Below are 23174 nucleotides of genomic sequence, written 5' to 3'. Positions count from 1 at the left end.
CTTCCAAATCCGGCAGCTAAAGCAGCCGGTAACTGAAAACTGACGTAAGCAATTACCCCATAGGGGTAACACTTCTATAACCTCGGGTGAGCAAAGCGTAACCCGAGGTATATAACTCCCTCGATTTCCTGAACCCTAAATGGGTTCAACCCCTTTAGGGTTGTTGTGAGTGGATATTTACCAACCTCGGGTTACGCTTTGCTCACCCAAGGTTATCATAGTTAAAGCCCTGCGGGCTTATAATTGAAAACTAACATAATCAACCCATAATTTAAACTTATAACTAAAAACCTAATGAAACCTCCCCACAACAAATGGCCTTTCACCAGATTGGCAGCCTGCATATTTGCGGCGCTGTTGCTGGTGTCGTGCACCAAGCGCGATCTGGATAATCCCGAACAGGTTCGTGTGGCGGTGCGTTTAATTCCCCGTATCGAGCAAACAACCACCCATATACCCAGCAGCGGACTTACCGATGGTCTTGCCTTTGGCATCTATATGCTTGGTCGTGGTGGTTTGTTGCCCGATCATATTGTGAACGATGCCGATAATCGCCGGTATATTGTGTCCATCAGCCCGGGCGATACGGTTTTGCTTTCGCACACCTCGCAACAGGAGATCTATTTTCCGGTAGATGGTTCGGTGGTAGACTTTGTGGGATATAGTCCATTCAAGGCCACCGGCAAAGGGCGAGGGATGCTCGATAACCATACCTACCCGGTGCGGGTGGACAATCAGTCGAACCCTGCCGCTATCGACCTGCTGTACGGTACGGTTACGGGCAAGACTAAACTCTCTAACCCCGTAGCGTTGCCATTAACCCATCGCCTGAGCAAAATGCAGGTGAAGATAGAACGCAAGGCGGGGGGCGATGCGTCGATACTGAAAGATATGCGGATTACGATTAACGGTATGCCGTTGGCGGCAGGTTTCTCACTGAGTCGCGCCACTTTCGACCACCGGAACGAGGTCGGTGTTCGCGAAACGGGAACGATTGCTGCTCACATGCTGGCAGAAGGAGCCCATTATCAGGCTATCATTATCCCGCATCTGGGAGCCGATTATCCCGGACGGTCTATTACGTTTTCGTCGCCCAATATGGGCGAAAGCCAGAGTTGGGATATTACCGGCGATAGTGATTTCCTTACCGGTAAAGACTATACATTTATCTTCATTCTGGATAGTAGCGGACTTCGGTTTGCCGGGGTTACTATTTCAGATTGGGAGAACATTTCTATTACGCCCACTGCTATTGAGATGGTGACTATTCCAAGTGGCACCTTTTTGATGGGCAGTCCGGATACCGACCCCGACCGTCGTGTAGATGAAGAGCAGCGTTTGATTACGGTAAGTGGATTTCGCATCAGTCGCTATCCGGTGACCAATGCACAGTATGCCGCTTTTCTCAGTACGGTGGGCGTTCCTGCTTCGGGATTATATGAAGGCAACAGGCTGATAGCCGTTCCCCATCCTTATCTGGCACATACAGTTACGGGCAGTTCGCCCGGCTGGCATGTTGCCGATGGGTACGAAAATCATCCGGTAGCGGGTGTTAGCTGGTATGGTGCCAATGCCTTTGCCCGTTGGCAAGGCGGCAGCCTGCCCAGCGAAGCCCAGTGGGAGTATGCCTGCAGGGCCGGTACGCTGACACCCTATTACATTCGCCTCGAAGATACATTACTAAGCCGGTATGCTTGGTACGAAGCTAACAATAACAATGCTCCCGGCAACGGTATCGGCACCAAGCAGGTAGGACAGAAATATTACAACCCTTACCATCTTTGCGATATGATGGGTAATGTGTGGGAGTGGTGCCTGGATTGGTATGGCGATTACACTGCTTCGCCCGGTACTGATCCTGTTTACACTGACCCTTCCTCGGGCAAGCGTGTGCTTCGCGGGGGCGGGTTTGATAGCACTGCTGCTGATTGCCGTTCGGCGGCACGATATGCCTTGAAACCGGATGCTACGGTGGGGAATTTGGGGTTTAGGGTAGTGTTTTGAGTAGGAGCTGAATTTTACGTCTATTCTTACCCTGTAGAGAAGAAATTCTCACCTTGTTGAGAACAAATACTCGCCTTGTTGAGAATGAATACTCACCATGTTGAGAATTTATTCTCAAAACGATAAAATCTTTTGAGAAAAACAGCCGCTCCTAAATTGTGACTCAACTATTCTTTTTATTGCGAATAGACGTTGTACAAATAAAATTAATCAGCGCCTTATTTGTGAGAATCACTTTCATTATGCACCTTTGTATTATAGACAAAATGTTATGATTATGAAGAAGCATACACTATTTACCTTACTACTAGGTATTCTTTTACTGTTACCGGGATTTACTTTCGCATCAACTAATTATCAAAAAGCATGGGAAGAGTTCTTTGCCAACAATCGCGTGCAAGCTCGAAATAGCTTTAACGAGGCTTTGAACGACCCCGCCACACAAGCCGATGCATACCTTGCACTCAGCATTCTGGACTGGAGCGAGAATAAACTCGAAGATGCTTTTGCCGACTTCACCAAATTCTATCGTCTGTGTCACGAACCGGACGCTTTTTTATATGGTCTATACACCACCCCCTACACCTTTGCCGATGGCACTATACTAAAACCAGAGAAGCTAAAGTTTCTGGAAGAGATAGTAGATAAAACCACCAATGGTACGCTACGTGCCATGATTTACGAAACACTAGGCAAACACTACGAAGGTTGCAATGACTTCGAAAAGTCTGCCGAATACTTTGGCAAGGTGGGTGCGCTACGCAACTGGCAAATACTTGGGGCATTTAATAACATATCGGGAAGTGGTTTTGAAAAAGAATGGGGTGCTGTGAGTAAAGCACGCACCAAGGATATTTTCCAGAATCATCTTGGAGCAACAGTAGGATGGTATGCTCCGGGACTAAACAAGAGCGATGGTTGGTTCGATTTCACCTATTATTATATGATTAACGACATTGTGGTCTACGCACAAAGCTTCGTTACATCGCCACAGCCACAAGAGGCATTTATTCGTTTAGGGACTTCGGGTTCGCTGAAAGTATGGATCAATGATGCCCTCGTTGGTTCTGTGCAGCAAGAACGTAATTGCGACATGGATGTGTACAGTTACAAAATCAATCTAAACAAAGGTGTTAACCGCATCTTAGTACAGGTGGGACAAAGCGAAATAGAGGCACTTAACTTTATGGCACGGCTTACCGACGAACAAGGCATCCCGCTCACAGGACTACAAGAGAGTGCCGACTATGCCAGCTATACCAAAGCAAGCAACAAAACCAACAACAACTCGTTGCCGTTTTTCCCCGAAGCCTATCTGCAAGAAAGAATAAAGACCGATGCTACTAACCCGCTCTATGCCTTGGTACTTGCCGAAACCTATCTGCGCAATGACAAAGCCGACGAAGCTATCTTGCTATTGAGAGAGGTACAGAAACAAGCGCCCAAATCGTCGTATGTGCATACTCGCCTTGCCGAAGCGTATGCCCGTGCCCAGAATCAAACATACTACACCAAGCAGATTGAGGATTTGAAACGTGACGACCCCGAATCGTTCTACGCACTTTCAAATTTAAGTTCCGAAGCTATCTCATCCAACAAAATAAACGAAGTACGGAGCCTGAATCAGAAGATAAAGGATTTGTACGGCGAAAGCCTCGACACCCGCCTGCTGGATGCATGGCTTGCCAACAAGCAAAACAACCAGGAAGAATCTATAGCCATTGCGCGCGAAAACTTCGCTAAGTACCCATACAACTACGGTTACATGAACGCCGTCTATAATATAGAAGAGAACACCTTGAAGAATCGTACTGCTGCCGAAGAAATCATCAAGAATTATTGCGAAAACTATTTCAGTCCGGCTGCCATGGGTACACTCTCGGGGCGTTACATCAAGGATGGTGAGGTAGAAAAAGGGTTGCAGATACTACGCGACCGTATAGCCCGTATGCCCTATGCCATCGGATTTTTGCAATCTTTTGCACGCACACTGTACCAAATGCAACGCTATGACGAAGCATTAACGATAGCCAAACAGATGGAGAAACAAACGCCCTATCTATCGGCCGTTTACACCCTGCAAGCTGACATACTCAAAGCGATGAAGAACGAAAAGCAAGCGGCAGAGTATTACAAAAAAGCGATTCACTACAACCCCGTGGCTTTCGATGCGCGCACACAGCTACGCCAATTGGAAGGGGAAAAAGAGATTGAGGATCTTTTCCCACGCTATAACATCGACAGCCTGATAGCTGCTGCCCCATCGGCGGAAGTTTATCCCGATGATCACTCTATGTTGGTGCTTTATGACAGCAAGCAAATGTTCTACCCGGAAGGAGCTTCGGAGTATCATATGGAAATAGCCGTGAAAATTCTCAACCAGACAGGTGTGGAAATCTGGAAGGAATACAACGTATCGGCCTACAGCGGACAAGATGTTACTATTGACAAATCCGAAATTATTAAAGCAAACGGACAACGTGTAAAGGCAGAACGCAATGGCGGACAGGTAGTCTTTACCAATATAGAACCAGGCGACGCGCTCTATCTGGAATATCGCATCAAGGAATATGCTACCGATGTGATTTCAAAGCATATCTACTCGCAGGATATTTTTCAATACAGTATGCCATCCATGGTAATAAGCAACTCCTTATTATTACCCAAAGAGAAGAAATTTCAATATGTGGTAGCCAATGGGAAAATAGACCCTGTTATTACCAATATGGGCGATATGAAACTCTATCGTTGGACATCCAATAATCAGCCTGCTTTGCGCATGGAGCCTGCCATGAGTTCTTTTGTTGATGTGGTACCAACCTTGGCGTATAGTAGTTTCCCCGACTGGCACTTTATAGCCAATTGGTATAAAGACCTTACCACCAATAAATTCAAGAGCGATTACCTCCTTCAAGATACGTTCGATGAAATACTTAAAGGCAAAGAGAATGCTTCTCCTTTAGAGAAAGCCGAGCTATTCTACGAGTACATTGTTAAGAATATCACATACTCCAACGTGCCCTTTATGCAGAATAACTACATTCCGCAAGCTGCATCACGTACTATTTCCACACGTTTGGGCGATTGTAAGGATGTATCTACCCTATTCGTGGCACTATGCCGCAAAGCCGGCATCAAAGCCAATCTGGTATTGTTGTTATCGCGCGACAACGGCAGAAATATTCTGCCGCTACCCAGCAATGCGTTCAACCATTGTATCGCACAACTTACCATAGACAGCAAGGTGTATTACCTGGAGCTTACCGATAGCAGACTTCCATTCGGTTCCGCACCCGTTTACGACCTGCACTCCCCCATTCTTCCTATTCCTTACGGAGACGAAGTTTCGGAAGGCAAGTTACTGAGTATGAATATGCCGTTTCGGATGCCGAACGCTGTTTTGCGTACTTCGAAGTATCAGTTCAATAACAACGACATGATGATTAGTACCCAAACTGTTCGTTGGGCTGACGCCGCCTCAGGCTTCCGCCATATGTATGCCGACTTGGGTGCGGAGGAACAGCTCAAACAAATGAGTCAAGCCATTTCTTCGGACTACACCACACCGGTAAAAGTATCGAACCTACAGTTCAACGAATTAACATCACTTGCCGATACGCTGGAGTACAGCTACGAAGTAGAAGCTAAAAACATCATGCAAGAGATTGCAGGGATGAAAATCTTCAAGATTCACTGGGCAGACCAATTCGCCTCACTCGAAGAGTATTCACTTGATACCCGTAAATATCCGATAGAATTCTGGATGCTTGCCCCCGAAGACAAAACCGAGGAGAAAGTTACCGCCATACTCCCCGAAGGGCGCAAGTTTATGGAGGTTCCCAAGGATATTCATCTGGAATGCGACAACGCGGTGTATGATTTAACTTTCGACGCGCAAACGTCCGGCCAAATGGTTATTACACGACGCTTCCAACGCAAGTCTGAAACTATCACGCCTCAGCAGTACGATGCTTTCAAAGAATTTGTGCACGCGGTAGCCGAGGCGGATAATAAGTCGTATGCGATGTAAGGGGTTTTACTTAACGAGTTACGATAGGATGGATTTGTAGATTTGTTCCTGTATCCGCTTACGTATATCCAGTTTGGACAGCTGATTTACCCACACGTCGGGATAAATGCGGTTACTAAGGAATATATAAACCAGCTTATTGTCGGGATCTACCCAAGCAATGGTACCGGTAAATCCGGCATGCCCATATACAGAAGCAGGTGCTTGCTTACAGCAAGGGCTACGGTCGGGGAACTTTGTATCAGGTCTGTCAAAACCAAGCCCACGCCGGCTTATCTTGGAAACAGAAGTGGTAAATAGTTTGCAGGTCTCTTCACTGAGGTATCTTTTATCGTCTAGTGTACCGCCATTCAGTATCATCTGATAGATGAGCGCAACTTCGTTTGCCGTAGAAAACAATCCGGCATTACCCGAAACGCCACCTTGAAAAGCTGCCGTTTCGTCGTGCACATACCCCTGCAGGGTTGTTTTACGAATAAAGCGATCGATAGTTGACGGTACAATTTCTTCTTTTTGGAAGTAATGCAACGGCAAGTAGGTGGTACGTTTCAAGCCCATGGGCTGATAAAACTCTTTAGCGAGGAAATTATCCAACGCCATACCGCTCTTCTCCTCAACCAGTTTTTGTAACAAGACAAAACCGATGCAACTATATCGGAACCGTTTATCGAGCAGCTTGGCATCAATGATTCCGGTAATAATACTGTCTCTGAAAGATGTGCTGAGCCACATATTATCAGTTATTTGCAGGCTATGAGTGTCATCTTGTGCTGTTGCGATTAAACCCGGTAAGAACTTAAACTTGGGTTGCGCGTAGGTTCGCCAATCAATTTGTACTGTATGGTTTACAGTTCTTCGGGCACTGTAGAGCTGTCCGGGGTAACTATCTTTATCGATTGCCTTCAAATAGAAATTGATACTCGACGGCAAACCCGATTGATGAAACAGCAATTCGCGAATGGTAATGTTAGCTTTATCTGTCTGCTGAAAGTCGGGCAGGTGGTCAGACAATTTATCCGACAAGTTAAACAGTCCCTTGTCATACAACTTCATCACTGCAAGCAGTGTGGCAGTAGTCTTTGTCAACGAAGCAATATCATAAATACTCTCCGGGACTACCGGATGTTCCGCATTTCCATCGAACGTGCCGAAGCATTTATCATACATGGTTTTCCCATCTTTCAATACCACAATCTGGCAACCGGGATAGGCTTTCCCTTTAATTCCTTCCAAAGCAATGCTGTCTATTCCGTTGAGTACATCTTCGTTCATACCAAACTCTTCAGGTATAAACTGGTGTTCTGTCTGTGGAGTGATAGTTACCCCGTCGCCCGGTTTGAACAGGTCTCCAATACTCGATGAAGCCCTTCCTAGAGCAGTTGCCTTACCAAAAAGGAGATTAACAACATGTTCTTGCACACCAGTATCATTGTTATGAGCTATCACCACACTATTTGCCGCCGAAATCGCTTTGCCAATCTGCGGCATATTAGCTCCATTGGTAAAGAATGTGTAGATGATGTGTTGTTCGGGCATAAACCCATTCAAGAAAGCCTGATAAGGTGTAAGCTGACGTTCGGCGGTGCAAACAATAATCCGTTTATAATTCGCGAGTTGCTCGTGAATGCGCTTGCGCTCAACAATTGGCAGATTAGCCGCCACCTGTATGGTCGTAACCTTTACTTGTTTTTTTAACGCTTGCTCAAATGTGGCACAGTTTGTTGACAATCCAAGATGCACCAATGCTATTTCGTTCAACTCGGTATGCAACGGTAAGATGTTTTTCTTGTTCTTTAATACAGTAACAGCCGCTTGTTTCAACCGTAGAATCAGATTATGCGCTTCGGGAGTATTAATACGTTGTTCCAAACCCGATAGCTGAATATGCTTTTGCTTATGCACACCCAATGCATATTTGTAGGTAAGCACCTTGCGACATTTGGTATTTATCTCCTCCTCGCTTAGTTCGCCATTCTTCACCGCTCTGTAAACGGCTTCGAGTTCGTTCTTTATCTGCCGTGGCGACAATACCATATCATTCCCGGCTTGCAAAGCTTTCAACGAAACATTTGTATGCGTAGCAACTCCCTTCATGGCAAGTGCATCGGTAAAAACCAACCCCTTAAAGCCAAGTTCATCAATCAACAATCCTTGCACCACGTTGCGCGAGAGAGAAGAAGGTAATCCTCGCTGTGGTTCGAGCACCGGAACCTCCAAATGCCCTACCATGATAGAGCCTAACCCTGCGCTAATAGCCTGTTTGAAAGGATAAAGTTCAATACTATCAAGGCGTGCCCGGCTAAACGAGAGAAATGGTAATGAATGGTGTGAATCGGTTTCTGTATCACCATGACCGGGAAAGTGTTTGGAGACGGACAATACACCGCCACTTTCCAGCCCTGTGGAATAAGCAACAACTTTATCTGCCACTCTTTGAGGATTTTCGCCAAAAGAGCGCGTGTTGATAACCGGATTCTTAGGATTGATATTTACATCGGCTACCGGAGCAAAATTTACGTGCACACCCAGTTCGCGACATTGACGGGCTACCTCTCTGCCATATTCATAGAGCAATTGATTATCTTCAATACAGCCCAGAATCATGTTGCGCGGATAGTTGGGCGTGCCTTTCAATCGCATGGCAAGCCCCCACTCTCCATCAAAAGTAATCATTAACGGCACATCGGCAAGTTGTTGCGCTTGGTTGGTTAACTTAGCCTGTATCTCCATCTGTCCACCCGAGAAGAGGAGTCCACCAACTTTATACTCTTTGACCACATCGCGTAGCAAGGCTAAATTTGGTTTATTCTCTACCGGGGCAATAGTAAATACAAAGAGTTGCCCAATCTTTTCCTTTACTGTAAGTTTTTCGAATACCGAGTCCACCCACTGCTCACAGTGGTCGTCGGTCTTACTCAACAGCAATGGTTCTACTTGTGCTTTCGCAGCAAACACCATTGCCAAGAGCGTTATTATCATTAAGAGCCTCTTCATCATTACTCCATAGATTTGTAGATTAGTTCTTGAATCTGCTCCCGTAGCTTCATCGTAACTAACTTGTCATTCCACACATCGGGACATACGCTGTTACTCAAAAACACATAGACAAGTTGGCGGGTAGGATCTACCCATGCACACGTTCCGGTAAATCCGGTATGTCCATACACCTCTGCAGGCGCCGAAGGGGCACAAGGATTAGCAATAGCATCTTGCTTATCGGGCTTGTCAAAACCTAATCCACGGCGACTAAGAGTCGATTGTTCTGTAGTAAAGAGCGCGCAGGTTTCTTCACTAAAATAGCGTTTACCATGCAATACACCTCCATTAAGCAACATCTGATAGACTTGTCCCACTTCGTTTGCCGTGGAGAATAATCCTGCATTTCCCGAAACACCTCCCAGGCAAGCTGCCGATTCATCGTGTACGTGACCGTGCAAATCCTGACGACGCAAGTAATCATTAGCAACTGTAGGCATGATTTCATCTTTATCAAAGAAACGCAACGGCAAGTATTTTGTTCGGACTAACCCCATAGGCTGATAAAACGTTTGCTCAAGGTAGTGATCAATAGAATCGTCTACAAGTTTCTCTACAACTTGCTGCAACAAGATAAAGGCATCGCTACAGTAAACATAATTCTTCTTGCCCAGTTGCGATTTATCGAAAGTGCTCATCATATTTGCCTTAAAGTCATTACTTAACCACATTCCATCTGCCATGTGCAAAGTGTGGCTGGGCATGTAGTTCTCTGCAACCAGACCTGCTTTAAACTTAAATGTAGCACATGCGTAAGTATAGTAGCCTACGCGTGTGTAGTGCCAATCGTCAACAAATCCTTGCATAAAAGGACCCGGAACAGAGCGCTGGTCTATCAAGCCCTTCGAGAAACGCATATAAGGTTGTAGCCCCGATTGATGTAGTAGTAACTCGCGTATAGTGATATCTTTCTTGTTGGTACTACGTAAAAAAGGTAAGTAGGTAGAGACCTTATCATTTAATGCCAATTTCCCTTCATCGAACAGTTTCATTATGGCAAGGAGTGTACCTGTAGTTTGCGTCAGTTCCGCTAAATCAAATAGGTCGGTAGAGCGTACAAGCGTTGTTCCTTGGTAAGTGTGCGTACCCATCGCTTTTTCATAAACCACTCTTCCGCCTTTTAACAGTAACACCTGGCAGCCGGGGAATACCTTTTCTGCTACCGCAGTGCGCAGCAAGGAATCTACACCTTTATTGAAGATATAAGATTTGAGGCCGAGATCTTCGGGGGTGGACTGAGGCAGCATGTCTGTGGTAATAGTTACACCTTCGTCTCTTTGATAAAGATCGCCAATGCTCATGGAAGTCTTGCCATTAGCAGGTGCTTTAGCAAACAACACATTAGCTACATGCTGCTGTATGTCGGTTTGTCCGGAATGTGCCAATACCGTAGCAGACGATTTTCGTTGTGCAGTAACAAGCTGCACTGCTGCCCGGTAGGAAGTAAAGAAAACATAAACGACCGATGACCTTGGCAAGTCCAGATTGTTGAGAAAGCCCTCGTACTCTTGCGTGTTTTTATCACTACCGGTATAAGCAATTACCACACGACGATATTTAGACAATTCCGTTTTTATGGAGTTGCATTGCGCTTCGGGTGTATCTTTACTTAATTGAAAAGTAGTTACCGTCGCGAACTTTTGCATTGTTTCAATAAACGGTATACTACTGCCCGCTTCGCCAACATTTAATACAGCAATTCCACCTTCTACCGCCTCAAGTGGCAGCACATTTCCATGATTTCCCAAAACAGTAACAGCTTCCTGCCGTAGCCTTGTCTCTAAGCTGCGGGCAGTGGGAGTGTTTATTTGTTCTTTAATAGTATTGGGGTTAATCGACACCGGACGATTATCCAACCCCATCATATACTTATAAGTAAGTATTTTACGACACTTCTCGTCAATCTCCTCCTCGCTTATTTCACCTTGCTTGACAGCATCGAGAATCTCTCGTTGCGCTGTTTCAATATCCTTCGACACCAGTATCATATCATTGCCCGCTTTTACCGCTTTAGCGTTGCATTGAGGAATATCACAGACACCTTTCATCTCCATTGCGTCGGTAAAGACCAAGCCTTTGAAACCAAGTTCTTCTTTGAGTAATTTGGTAATGATATTATGCGAAAGGGAAGAAACAATGCTTCTGTCGGATTCCAGCGCAGTAACCTTCAGATGACCAACCATAACGCCACCCAGCCCGGCATCAATCGCCGTTTTAAAGGGATGAAGTTCTACCGTATCGAGATGTGCCCGCGGATAGGATACCCACGGAGCAGAGAGGTGCGAGTCGGTATCCGTGTCTCCATGACCGGGGAAGTGTTTAGTTACGGAGAGAATACCGGCACTTTCTAATCCTCGTGCATAGGCTACCACTTTTTCGGCTACCTTCTTGGGGTCTTCGCCAAATGAACGATGATGAATAACGGGGTTCTTGGGATTGGTATTAACGTCGGCAACAGGAGCAAAATTCACGTGCACACCCAGCTCTTTGAACTGTCGCGCCACTTCCTGTCCATATTCAAAGAGTAGTTCATTGTTCTGGATACAACCCAGTGCCGCAGCTTTAGGGTAATCGGGTGCATCTTGCAATCGCATTGCCAAACCCCACTCTCCGTCGAAGGTAACCATCAGCGGAATAGTAGAAAGAGCTTGCATATAGTTCGTGAGGTTGGCTTGTCCTTCTATCGTGCCTTTGTAGTAGAGCACCCCGCCGATTTTATACTTCTTAATGACTTCTTGCGCCCGTTTCTTGGTTTTTGCATCACCAAAGGGAGAAATGGTATACACCATCAGTTGCCCTACTTTTTCTTTTAAGTTCATCCGCCCCAAAGTTTCGTTTACCCAGCGGCTGGCTGCTTCATTGTTATCTTTACACATAAATACAGATTGTTGCTGCGCTTTAAGGGTCAGAAAACAACCACATAAAACGGCAAGTAACACATTTTTCTTCATAGAGTTTGTTGCTTTTATTCGAGTGTTAAATCAAACCGCCCGAGGAAAATTCCACTTTTCCCCATTTGCGATATATATACGTCTTTATTATCCGGATTCTTTTCTACAAGCGGCTCTTCCATCAGCGTGTGCGAATGTCCACCGATAATCAAATCGACATTGCGGCATTGCTTCGCTAATTCTATGTCGCAAACAGGGTTGGTGCGCGAAGCACGAAGCCCCAAGTGCGATAAGCAGATAACCACAGCACAACCTTTCGCCTTCAGTTCGGTTGCTATTTGAGTTACCCGCTCATAAGGAATGTGGTATGTTACTCCTTCACATTTATTGGCTTGCACCATTCCTTCGAGCTGATAACCCACACCGATAACACCTATTTTAATGCCTTTCTTTTCGATGACAACGTAAGGCTGTACCAAGCCTTCGAGCACTGTGCCCGTAACATCATAGTTACAACACACGATAGGGTGATTTGCCATGCGAAACAAACGCGCCATATTCTCCATTCCGAAGTCAAATTCATGATTACCAATAGTACCCGCATCGTACTTCATTGAGTTCATCATCTTTATCTCTACTTCGCCCTTGAAAAGATTATAATAGGGTGTACCTTGCGAGAAATCACCCGCGTCAAGAAGCAGCAAACCGGGATCTATTTTGCGCATACTCTCTACGCAGGCAGCCAAGCGAATAAATCCACCTTTATCTGCCGAAACAGTATCGGCAGAGTTAGCGTCTACTGCTTCCATACGACTATGCACATCATTGGTATGCAGAATAGTGAGTGTTTTTTGCGCCGAGGCAGATAACGACAGACAAAGGACAAAAAGTGTCAGGCATATCTGCCGGGTAAGTGATGTGATATGTATCATAGTTTCATTCTATTTTAAGGTTATTCTTCCATCGAGTTTGGAAGTTATCTTTCTTCCCGCAGCTGTTTCGTTTTGAATGTATTGCATAAAGATGTTGCGAATCGTTTCCTCGGGATAGCAATTCATTTTTTCCGCCTTCAGAAAAGCAGTCATTCTATCGTTTCCCTCGGCAAGATAGTCGAGTGTAGCAACTTCGTAAAGTTGATTATCATTGATGGGTTTGCCTCCAATCTTTAGACTAATCACCTCTTTGTCCTTTACTTCCATTTGCACATTACTAACACCCGCGCCGTTTACAGCAATACCTTGCATCAGTTCTTTTATGTCTTTTCCTTTCATCTTAAGTATACACAAAGCATTTTCGAAAGGAAGTATCTCGAACACATTACCAAAAGTTATGTTGCCCGCCGCAAGTGTACTCCGCAATCCGCCCAAGTTAATTACAGCAACATCCGCAGCTCTTCCTATGTGAGGCACAGTTGCATCTCTCAACACATCGGCTATAAGGTTGGAGAGCAGACTCTCCGGTCTCCCCGAAGTCATGTTTTGAGTGCTTACACCAATTACCGGTGTCATAATGCTATCAATGGCTTGTTTGTACTCAAGAAAAATGGCGTTAGCCTCAGTTTCAGCTCCGTTCCACGAGGCATCTATTTCTATTCTACCGCCTTTAACTTCCGTTAGCTGGGGTTGTTGCGTACAAGATAGGAAAACCGCACAAAGAGTTATTCCCAGCATTGTTTTTTGATAGTATTTCATTTGCTTACGTTAATTATTTAGACCACTCACAAATATACAGCTTTCTGCAATACTAAATATTTAAACAATCATATTTTATATACCCGTTGGCGGAATTAATTAGTGCATATTTTACCAACCTAACAGCTTAATATACATTCCAAATGTAGTTTTAGCAAATAGGTCTTCACATTCACATATCGCTGTAAACGAATGACAGTAAGCAAGTTGCGTGTGAAGACCCCCTATTTAATCCTTCACAGGGTCTTCACAGCAATTTTTGACTGCTTTTGTGGTAAAAACACAGTCAAAAGTGAAGCAAAACACAGTCAGAAACGAGGTAAAAAACAGTGAGAAATGAAGCAAAAAAAGAACCTTACCGGAACAACTTATCTATCTCTTCTTCGCGGATGGTGCTTAATATTGTTTTCCCATCGGGCGTATAGTTGGGCATTGTACAAGCAAAAAGGTTATCAACCAGGCAGGTCATTTCCTCAGTGCTCAGTACCTGACCATAAACAATAGCTGCCGCACGAGCAAGAGTCAACGAGAGTGTGGATTGTACTTCTTCTTTTACATCACTACCTTTCTCTATGGCAGTATGCAGCATATTGCGTACCAGTTCCACCGGGTTTAAGCCTTCAATATCCGATGGGATACCATTGATGGCATAACTTCCTCCACCCAGATTGCTCAGGTCGAAACCAATGTCGTAGAGATCTTCCATAATATCTTGCAGAACAGCAGCTTCGGATGCCGGTAGTTGCAATATCTCGGGGAATAACACACCCTGAGAGGCACTTTGCTTTTGCTTGATTTGTTGCATATAGCGGTCAAACAATACACGTACGTGCGCGCGATGTTGGTCTATAATCATCAACCCCGACTTTACAGAGGTAAGGATATAACGTCCTTTGTATTGCAAATGAAGCGTGCCTCTTTCTATAGAATCGGTTGCATAAAGAGATGTTTGTGCCGGTATACTTTCTACGGTGTTTTCTGCTCCAATAGTTTCTTCATCGGGCATCAGAGAAGGAGGACAAACCGTAGCTGTACGTTCCAAACCACTATACAACTCCTCCCAGTCTACTTTAGAGCGTGTATAAGAAGGTTTCTCGCTTTTAAACGGATTATAGTTTGTATCCACATGCACTTTGGGCGGCTCTATAGGGCGATTCTGTTCAAACACAGGAATATCGGGCATTCCTTCGGTATCAAAGTCAATAGAAGGTACGGCATTGAACTTGCCAAGCGCTTCTTTTACCGCTGCCGAGAGAATTTGCCAAATGGCCTGCTCATTCTCAAATTTGATTTCTGTCTTAGTAGGGTGTATGTTTACATCAATATTGGCAGGATCAACATCAAAATAAAGGAAGAAAGGAACCTGCTCACCGGTTGGGATAAGATGTTCGTACGCATCGGTCACAGCGCGATAAAAGTAAGGATGGCGCATGTAACGACCATTCACAAAGAAATATTGATTAGCCGATTTTTTGCGTGCACTCTCGGGTTTACCTACATAACCAGATATCTTTACCAGAGTCGTTTCCACCTCTACAGAAAGCAGTTGCTGATTCAGCTTCTTGCCAAAAACAGCGACAATGCGCTGCCTCAACGAGGTAATAGGTAGATTAAACATTTCCGAATCATTGCTATGCAATGTAAAAGCTATATCAGGATGCACCAAAACGATGCGTTCAAACTCGGTAAGGATATTACTTAACTCGGTCGTATTAGATTTGAGAAATTTACGACGAACAGGAATATTGAAAAACAAGTTCTTCACCGAAAAGCTACTTCCTTTGGGGCAAGAAACCACCTCTTGAGATTCTACCCGCGAACCTGCGATCTCTATCCGGACACCGAGTTCTTCCTTTTCCTGACGCGTTTTCAATTCCACTTGTGCCACCGCAGCAATAGAAGCGAGTGCTTCTCCACGAAAGCCCATGGTACGTAAAGCAAAAAGGTCGGCGGCAGTGCTTATCTTGGAGGTTGCATGGCGTTCAAAGGCAAGGCGTGCATCGGTTTCGGACATTCCTTTGCCATCATCAATCACTTGCAAAGCAGTCTTGCCGGCATCGGTAATCAATACATTTATTGTTGTTGCTCCTGCATCAATAGCATTTTCCACCAACTCCTTAACAACAGAGGCAGGGCGCTGAATAACTTCACCGGCAGCTATTTGATTGGCTACTGAATCGGGTAGCAAATGTATGATGTCGCTCATGAATTCAACAAGAAATACAATAAATAAATGAGTAAAACAATAGCAACTAGTCCCACTCCCAAACTCATGGGTTTACGCCCGCTTTCTTTTCGTCGTTTAAGGTGTGTAGTACCTTCAATAAACTTTCCGCGAATATCTTCGGGACTAAACTCTTTCTCGGGCAGCATCCCCAGATCACGTTTAGCACTTTCTTCCATTTTCTGCAATCTTTCCTTTCGTTCATCGTAGTAGATATACTGATGATTGAAACGGCGTGGTTTTCTTTGTGTAAACATTCCCATGACTATCTTGGATTTATGAGTTCACGACTTGGCGCGGTTACGGTTTTTCGGGTAGTTGTGCGCAACTCTTGCCCGGCTCGTTTGCCTCGCCAGTTAAATATATCGTCCTTGTTCAGCGGTCTTATGTAATCAAACCATACAAATGTAGGTAGGTAAAGCTTATCTTGAGGTATCTGACTCATGGGGTAAAGTGTGCCTTTGGGCTTGGGGCTCATCACCATTTTTTCCATTTTACGGTTAAATAAATACAGATTCAGCAAACTGGTTTCGGAGGTGTTCATCATAGTTATAGACCCATCATCCTCTTCGGGGTAGAAGATTACAAGTACATTGGCTATAACATCTACCTTACGCACATCGCCATCTATAAAGTAAGCTTTAATCTCTTTGCCGGAGACTTGATTGTAATGTATAGAGTCTTTATTCTCCACCGCCAATGCTTGGTTAATAATGTGAGCCCAGTCGATGGTACTGTCATTCATATACACCTTTATCTCTTCGCCGAGCAATTGCATATTTTCGTTCCACAAGATAGGGTTATTATACATAGAAATACAGGAATCTTTCATGTTGTAAACCAGCGAATCGCATACTCCTTGCCCATCAGTACGATAAAAACGCACTTTGTTATAAGCACGCACTTCGCGATACATGGAATCGGTATCAAGATGAAACGTTAACATTTTCAGCGTGTCGCCATGCAGAAAAAGACTGTCGCCTTGCGAATAATCCACGGCCATAGCACGACGCGTAGAATAAGCGTTTTGTGTAAGTTCGTTGTAATAGCAGTAATCGCCCGTGAGCATTTGCTTATTAATAGAATCGTTCATCCAAACATTATCAAACGCTTCACCATAGCTTTCTTTGCGATTGTAATATAGACTATCTCCTATTAGTTTTTTTCCTTGATTGGTTAATACAGAACGATCGAGCAGTTCCGCCACATCTTCGGCAGTGTGATAAATACCACGTTCGGAATAGATGTGATTATCATCGCTGACAATGTTAGATGGCCCGAGAATAGTTGCCACTTTGGTAAAGGTATTGTATTTCAAGGTGTCAGAAGTAAGCACAAACTGCGGATTGGTAAGCTCTACCTGATGGTTAAAGACAGAGAGTTTGGTAGCCGGGCTGTATTCGCCCCAGTCGGACACTAACACATTCTCTTCGTCCATCAACATACCGCCATTGAAATAGTAACCCAAGTCGTAAACACGATCGTAGTTTAAGCTATCCGCCAGCAAAGTTGTGTTGCGATTGATGAGTTTCACATTGTTGCGTAGCATGGCGAGTTGCGCCATACCATCGTAGAAAAGATAATCGCTATAGGTAAAAAGTGTGTCGCCTTGTTCCATACGCACATTATCAAACGCTTCGAAAGAGTTCGTGCTTTCGTAAACATGCGCACTGTCGCAAAACATATACATGCTGTCGTGTTTGAACTGCACATTACCCACCAACACCTGTACATCGGGACGATTATTCTTGTCCATATAACCTAAGTCGGCATGAAGCAAATCCACACGTGTTTTCTTTCTTTGGGGTATCGAGTCATTAGGTGTTTGCCCCCAAACAATACATACACTAAACAGGCATAGTATCCCCATCCAGAGAATTCTATGCCTGCTCAGAGATATTTTTTTATTCGTATCCCGCATATTGCAGTGCATTAATATTTATTCTTTTATCCAACCCGGATACTTGAAATCACAGTTTCTCCACTTCTCGTTGATGCGTACATAGGTTTGTTTTTGTTTCTCCAAAACCCATTTCCGCAGTTTCTCCTCTTGACGCTGCTGCAACACCACATCCTTTAGGCGTTGGTAATCTTCGGAGATAGTTGCTTTGTGTCCGTTGATTCTATTCTTTAGCTTTACAATGACACACACTTCTTTTCCGTCTTTCATTCCAATCATGGTAAAAGCATTGGATATTTCGCCTACGTTCATTTTATCTACCACTTTTGCAATTTCTTGCGGTAGTTCTTGCATCTCAAAACGAGAGGTGTTTGTACGGGGATTAGGTAGAACACCATGATTATTACGGGTATCTTTATCATGCGAAAGTGCTGAAGCCGCACTTTCAAAAGTAAATTTCTCTTTGCGGATATCATCAGCAATAGAGTCCAGGCGTGCAGTTGCCGCTTCCAAGTCCTTCTCTGCTATTTTGGGTTTCAATAAGATATGACGCACGTTTACACGATCGCCACGCCTTTCAATCAGCTGCATGATATGAAATCCGAACTCAGTTTCTACAATTTTAGATACCTTCTTGGGATCTTGCAACTCAAAGGCTACACGAGCAAACTCGGGTACCCACTCTCCTCTTCCATTAAAGCCAAGTTCGCCTCCGCGAGATGCACTACCATCTTCAGAATAAAGACGTGCCAATACAGAGAAGCTACTCTTTCCTTCATTGATGTCGTCTGAGAACTCACGTAAACGACGCTTCACATCTTCAATTTCTTCGGTAGTTATGCGAGGTTGTTGTGTAACAATCTGTACTTCGACTTGTGTAGGGATATAAGGAATACTGTCTTCGGGCAGATCTTTGAAGTAGCGACGTACTTCGGCTGGGGTCACTTTAACTTCGCCTACCAACTTTTGTTGCATCTTCTCAACAGTAAGACCTTCGCGCACATTCTCGCGTAAAGTTTCGCGAATCTGCGTATAGGATTTGTTCCAGTATTCTTCCATCTTTTCTTTAGACCCAATCATTTGAATGTATTGATTGGTCATATAGTCCACACGCTGCAATATTTCATTTTCGGAAACTTCAATACTATCTAATACAGCTTGGTGCAGGTAGAGTTTTTGCATGGCTAGCTCTTCGGGGATAACACAATACGGATCGCCATCGAACTTGCGCCCTTCGTATTGGTATTGCAGCCGAACTTCTTCCACATCCGACTTCAATATCGCATTGTCACCGACAACCCATATTACTTCGTCTACGACATTGCTTTGTCCGTATGCTACCGATGTAAAAAACAGTATTGCCATTAAAGCAATTGTTCTAAAGTGTCCTAAGTTTTTCATTCTTTATCGTTATATATTATTTTGTTTCGTTTTACAGCTTCTTGATAGAGCTCTTCTTTTATGTCTTTAATAAAATCGACTTTCCGCAAGTTGAGCAACATTTCCTTTGCTTCCAATCGCGCAAAGTCAAAAGGTTTATGTTCGCCCGCTTTGCGAAGTTCGGTTACGTTCAAGAAGTAATAAAACGCTGTATCTTTCAGTTCAACATTTCTGTTTTTGTCTATAAATGACTCTACATTTTCTGTTTTCAATGGCATCTTACCCGATACATCCGACATTTGAATCCACTTATCGTAGAAGTAGTCGTAGGTAACAGCATACTGGAAACTATATTTTTCCAAATGTTCAATGGCTTCGTGCGTTTCGGTCTTATACCACCTGCGTACATTATTTATCTGAGGCGCAGTTAGTGGAACTTTCAAGTAAACTCCCTTTATCAGCGGGCGATCTACTATGAACATGTCCTTATTTGCTTCATAAAAATCGATTACTTCCTGCTCGGATACAGTTGATGAGAGTCTCTGGTTGATTAATGCCTGCTGATAGCTATGGACAATTAATGCCTTCCTATAATTTTCGACGAGTGTTTCTACTTCTTTTGTATCGGGTATATTGGACTCTGCCTTATCAAAGAACAATAAATTTTCCACCCAACTACGTATGTATTTTTCCACAAATTGCAAGCTATCCTCAGCAGATAAGCCTCGTGGCAATGCGGATTCCAATTCTTCTTTATATAAAAAATTGCCCTCGACCTCAACAAGAAGGTTATCTGCCCAGTTCTTCCGCTCGTTTTTACACGAAGAAATCAACAGCATTAAAAGCAACAGAACGAACGTGGCTCGCATTCTTTACAAATTACACTTATTTAAGAGTACGAAGATAATGTAATAATCAATTCCGTAACTCTTTATTAACTGTTTTTAAAACCTCTTCGTTTATTTCAACCAAGCTACTACTACGTAGCCGGGCAACCCATTCGGCGTCGAGCTGATTTTGATAATCCATAGTAAGTTGCTCTTTCAGTGCTGAACTATTCTCGGACAGTTGTGTTTTATTTCCAACAACAACCGTATATGGATACTCTTTATGGGCGATAGTTTTACTTCCTCTGAAGATTGCCTGATCCACAAACTCATCATCACCCCGTTTAAAAGTTCCAACCTTATAAAGCACTTGTTGCGTACCATCTGCGTTGAAGTACGATTGAAGAATATCCTCCCAGTAAGTTTGTGGTAAGTTCTTAAGTAGCCTTTTTACCTGTTTTTTGACCTTTTTATGTCGTCCATGCACCACAACACCATCAAAGGCAGTACGACGCTGTTCGTATTCTTTTCGATGCGCAAGGTAATATTGCTTTTGCTGCTCTTCATCAAGTGCAGGCAACCACACGTTCTTTTCGGTAATCTCAAAAAGAAGAATACCATCATAATATTCTTGCATCAAATGGCGAAAATCGGGATGTTTCTTCTCCAACTGCTTATCCTCATAGTCTAACAAAGATTTCCGAACAAAGTGATTCCATTGCAGACGAAGGGCACAAGGATAGGTTGCCGCAAAATTCTCAAAATCACTGCCAGTATATACCTTTTCATCCAAGGTAAACAGTGTTTGGGTAGTTGTACCTGTAGCAAAAAGTTCATCAACGGCAGATTGATTTATTGTGTAATTATACTCGTTCTTAAGACTCTCAACGAAAGTCGTTTGCGCGTGGGTGCAGTCTATCATTGAGTTCCTTAGTTCTCTTTCTACTTCATCAAAAGGCTTCAGCAGTCGCATATCTAAAACCTGCACCACATGCAGTCCATCAAAAGAGTAGAATGGTTTAGATATTTCGCCTTTTGCCATTGCAAACACAATTTGTTCGGTAGTTTGTGAAACATCCAATCTGCCCACCCATTGCTCTTCCTTCATATCAGAGAATTGAGAAACCAATGCTGCAAAATCTGTATTTGGATTATTCACAACTACCTTACTTAGCGAATCCATTAATGCTTCGATTTGCCGTTGCTGTATCCCTGATATGTTTTGTTCCATCTTTTTAAACACTTGTCGTATCAGGACTTCGTGTGTTTGCCCTTTGCGTTGATGGTGATCATAGAGCTTTTGCACATCAACACCATCACACAATTTATTGGCAAAGTATTTTTTAGAAAGGGCATTACGACAAGCACGCAACTCTGCACGAAAAGAATCAAGCGTATCAAGCCCCATCGTTTCCGCCTCAGCAACTTTTAACTTGTAGTTGATAAACAGATCAACAAAGCGATTCAGGCCATTTTCATTTTGACCGATAGCATCTACACTCTTGGTATAAGCATAGACAAACTCCGACCGCATGATAGGCTTTTCGTTGATACGCATCAAAACTAAATCATCCGTTTGTGCCGTAAGAGCACAAAATGAAGAAGATACAAGGAAGAAGAAAGAGAGAATACGATTCACATTTGTCTTCTATACCGGGCGACTGTAATTAGGAGCCTCGCTGGTTATTGCTACATCGTGTGGATGACTTTCCATCACACCGGCATTGGTTATACGGGTAAACTTTGCCTCGTGCAACTTCTCAATATTAGCAGCACCACAATAACCCATTCCGGCACGCAAGCCACCAGTAAGTTGGTAGATTACTTCATTTAGAGTGCCTTTATAAGGGACGCGCGCAGCAATACCTTCGGGAACAAGTTTCTTCACATCGCTTTCACCGCTTTGGAAATAGCGGTCTTTCGAACCGTTCTCCATAGCTTCAAGAGAGCCCATGCCACGGTATGACTTAAATTTTCTACCATTAAAGATAATTGTATCGCCGGGACTTTCTTCCGTACCCGCTACCAGCGAACCAATCATCACCGAACAGCCTCCGGCAGCTAAAGCCTTTACCACATCGCCCGAATAGCGCAAACCACCATCAGCAATCAAGGGAACACCAGTTCCTTTTAACGCTTTAGCAACATCGTAAACAGCTGAAAGTTGCGGAACACCAACACCTGCTACCACACGTGTGGTACAGATAGAGCCCGGTCCAATGCCCACTTTCACACCATCAGTACCTGCCTCAACAAGCATCTTGGCAGCTTCGCCGGTAGCGATATTCCCTACTATAATATCTATATTTTTAAAGCGAGCCTTAGCTTCTTTTAGTTTTTCGATAACAGAAGCAGAATGTCCGTGAGCTGTGTCAATAACAATTGCATCCACACCGGCATCAACTAATGCTTGCATGCGTTCCATCGTATCGGCAGTAACACCTACACCTGCGGCAACACGCAAGCGACCTTTTGAGTCTTTACATGCCATAGGCTTATCCTTGGCTTTGGTAATATCTTTGTAAGTAACCAACCCAATAAGTCTGCCATCTTTATCTACAACAGGGAGCTTTTCTATTTTATGCTTTTGCAGAATATCTGCCGCTGCTTCGAGGTCGGTAGATTGATTGGTTGTTACTAAGTTCTCTTTTGTCATTACCTCATCAATCTGTTTATCCATGTTCCGTTCAAAACGAAGGTCGCGATTGGTAACAATCCCTACCAACATTTTCTCATCATCTACTACAGGGATTCCACCTATTTTATATTCGGCCATAATAGCAAGTGCCTTTCTTACTGTAGAATCTTTATGAATAGTCACCGGATCGTAAATCATTCCATTCTCGGCACGCTTTACCACAGCTACTAATTTGGCTTGCTCTTGTATCGGCATATTCTTGTGGATAACACCAATACCACCTTCGCGAGCAATCGCAATAGCCATTTTCGCCTCGGTAACCGTATCCATAGCGGCAGTTACAAAAGGAATTTTCAGGTCAATGTTTTTAGAAAACTTTGTTGATAAATCAACAGTGCGGGGTAGTACTTCGGAGTAGGCAGGAATCAATAAGACATCGTCAAAAGTCAGCCCATCCATAACTATTTTATCTGCAATAAATGACATAGGAGATTATGTTTAAATTTTATTGCGTGCAAATATAATTATAAAATTTGAGTTATAAGTTACGAGC

General features: G+C 43.9%; 13 protein-coding genes. 2 read left to right on the top strand and 11 right to left on the bottom strand.

Going from position 1 to position 23174, the window contains the following annotated elements:
• The first annotated feature begins 294 nt into the window (after positions 1 to 294).
• Positions 295 to 2004 (top strand): SUMF1/EgtB/PvdO family nonheme iron enzyme, encoded by a 1710-nt coding sequence (locus D0T50_RS09375; RefSeq protein WP_163223268.1) that lies wholly within the window; start codon positions 295 to 297, stop codon positions 2002 to 2004.
• A 277-nt stretch (positions 2005 to 2281) separates the two neighbouring features.
• The gene (locus tag D0T50_RS09370) at positions 2282 to 6034 is read left to right on the top strand and encodes a DUF3857 domain-containing protein (protein WP_163223267.1); all 3753 of its coding nucleotides are present in this window, start codon (positions 2282 to 2284) and stop codon (positions 6032 to 6034) included.
• An 18-nt stretch (positions 6035 to 6052) separates the two neighbouring features.
• On the opposite strand, the gene D0T50_RS09365 is transcribed toward D0T50_RS09370, so the two are convergent.
• The 11 genes from D0T50_RS09365 to guaB form a co-directional block, all read right to left on the bottom strand.
• On the bottom strand, positions 6053 to 9028 hold the full coding sequence (locus D0T50_RS09365; protein ID WP_163223294.1) for a glycoside hydrolase family 3 N-terminal domain-containing protein: 2976 nt from the start codon (positions 9026 to 9028) through the stop codon (positions 6053 to 6055).
• A gap of 2 nt (positions 9029 to 9030) precedes the next feature.
• Positions 9031 to 12021, bottom strand: a complete 2991-nt coding sequence (locus D0T50_RS09360) for a glycoside hydrolase family 3 N-terminal domain-containing protein (RefSeq protein ID WP_163223266.1) — start codon at positions 12019 to 12021, stop codon at positions 9031 to 9033.
• Positions 12022 to 12035: 14 nt separating this feature from the next.
• Complete coding sequence (locus D0T50_RS09355) at positions 12036 to 12893, bottom strand: bifunctional UDP-sugar hydrolase/5'-nucleotidase (protein ID WP_163223265.1); 858 nt, start codon at positions 12891 to 12893, stop codon at positions 12036 to 12038.
• Between the two features lie 9 nt (positions 12894 to 12902).
• Positions 12903 to 13652 carry a 5'-nucleotidase C-terminal domain-containing protein gene (locus tag D0T50_RS09350; protein WP_163223264.1) on the bottom strand — a complete coding sequence of 250 codons (750 nt, stop codon included), beginning with the start codon at positions 13650 to 13652 and terminating at the stop codon, positions 12903 to 12905.
• Positions 13653 to 14007: 355 nt separating this feature from the next.
• Complete coding sequence (gene mutL / locus D0T50_RS09345) at positions 14008 to 15858, bottom strand: DNA mismatch repair endonuclease MutL (RefSeq protein WP_163223263.1); 1851 nt, start codon at positions 15856 to 15858, stop codon at positions 14008 to 14010.
• On the bottom strand, positions 15855 to 16139 hold the full coding sequence (locus D0T50_RS09340) for a hypothetical protein (protein ID WP_163223262.1): 285 nt from the start codon (positions 16137 to 16139) through the stop codon (positions 15855 to 15857). The genes mutL and D0T50_RS09340 overlap by 4 nt, the downstream gene beginning before the upstream one ends.
• 2 nt (positions 16140 to 16141) lie before the next feature.
• Positions 16142 to 17797 (bottom strand): OstA-like protein, encoded by a 1656-nt coding sequence (locus tag D0T50_RS09335; RefSeq protein WP_163223261.1) that lies wholly within the window; start codon positions 17795 to 17797, stop codon positions 16142 to 16144.
• An 18-nt stretch (positions 17798 to 17815) separates the two neighbouring features.
• Entirely contained in the window at positions 17816 to 19177 is a 1362-nt protein-coding gene (locus tag D0T50_RS09330) for a peptidylprolyl isomerase (protein ID WP_163223260.1), read from the bottom strand.
• Positions 19174 to 20025, bottom strand: a complete 852-nt coding sequence (locus D0T50_RS09325) for a peptidylprolyl isomerase (protein ID WP_163223259.1) — start codon at positions 20023 to 20025, stop codon at positions 19174 to 19176. The genes D0T50_RS09330 and D0T50_RS09325 overlap by 4 nt, the downstream gene beginning before the upstream one ends.
• Positions 20026 to 20071: 46 nt before the next feature.
• Positions 20072 to 21622: a peptidylprolyl isomerase gene (locus D0T50_RS09320; RefSeq protein WP_163223258.1), complete on the bottom strand. Its 1551-nt coding sequence runs from the start codon at positions 21620 to 21622 to the stop codon at positions 20072 to 20074.
• A gap of 9 nt (positions 21623 to 21631) precedes the next feature.
• Positions 21632 to 23107 (bottom strand): IMP dehydrogenase, encoded by a 1476-nt coding sequence (gene guaB, locus D0T50_RS09315; protein WP_163223257.1) that lies wholly within the window; start codon positions 23105 to 23107, stop codon positions 21632 to 21634.
• Positions 23108 to 23174: the final 67 nt, after the last annotated feature.

The sequence above is a fragment of the Bacteroides sp. 214 genome, from assembly GCF_010501015.1.
Lineage (GTDB): Bacteria > Bacteroidota > Bacteroidia > Bacteroidales > Bacteroidaceae > Bacteroides.
The sequence above is the reverse complement of the archived record's forward strand: the minus strand, read 5'-3'. Positions and strand labels throughout refer to the sequence as shown.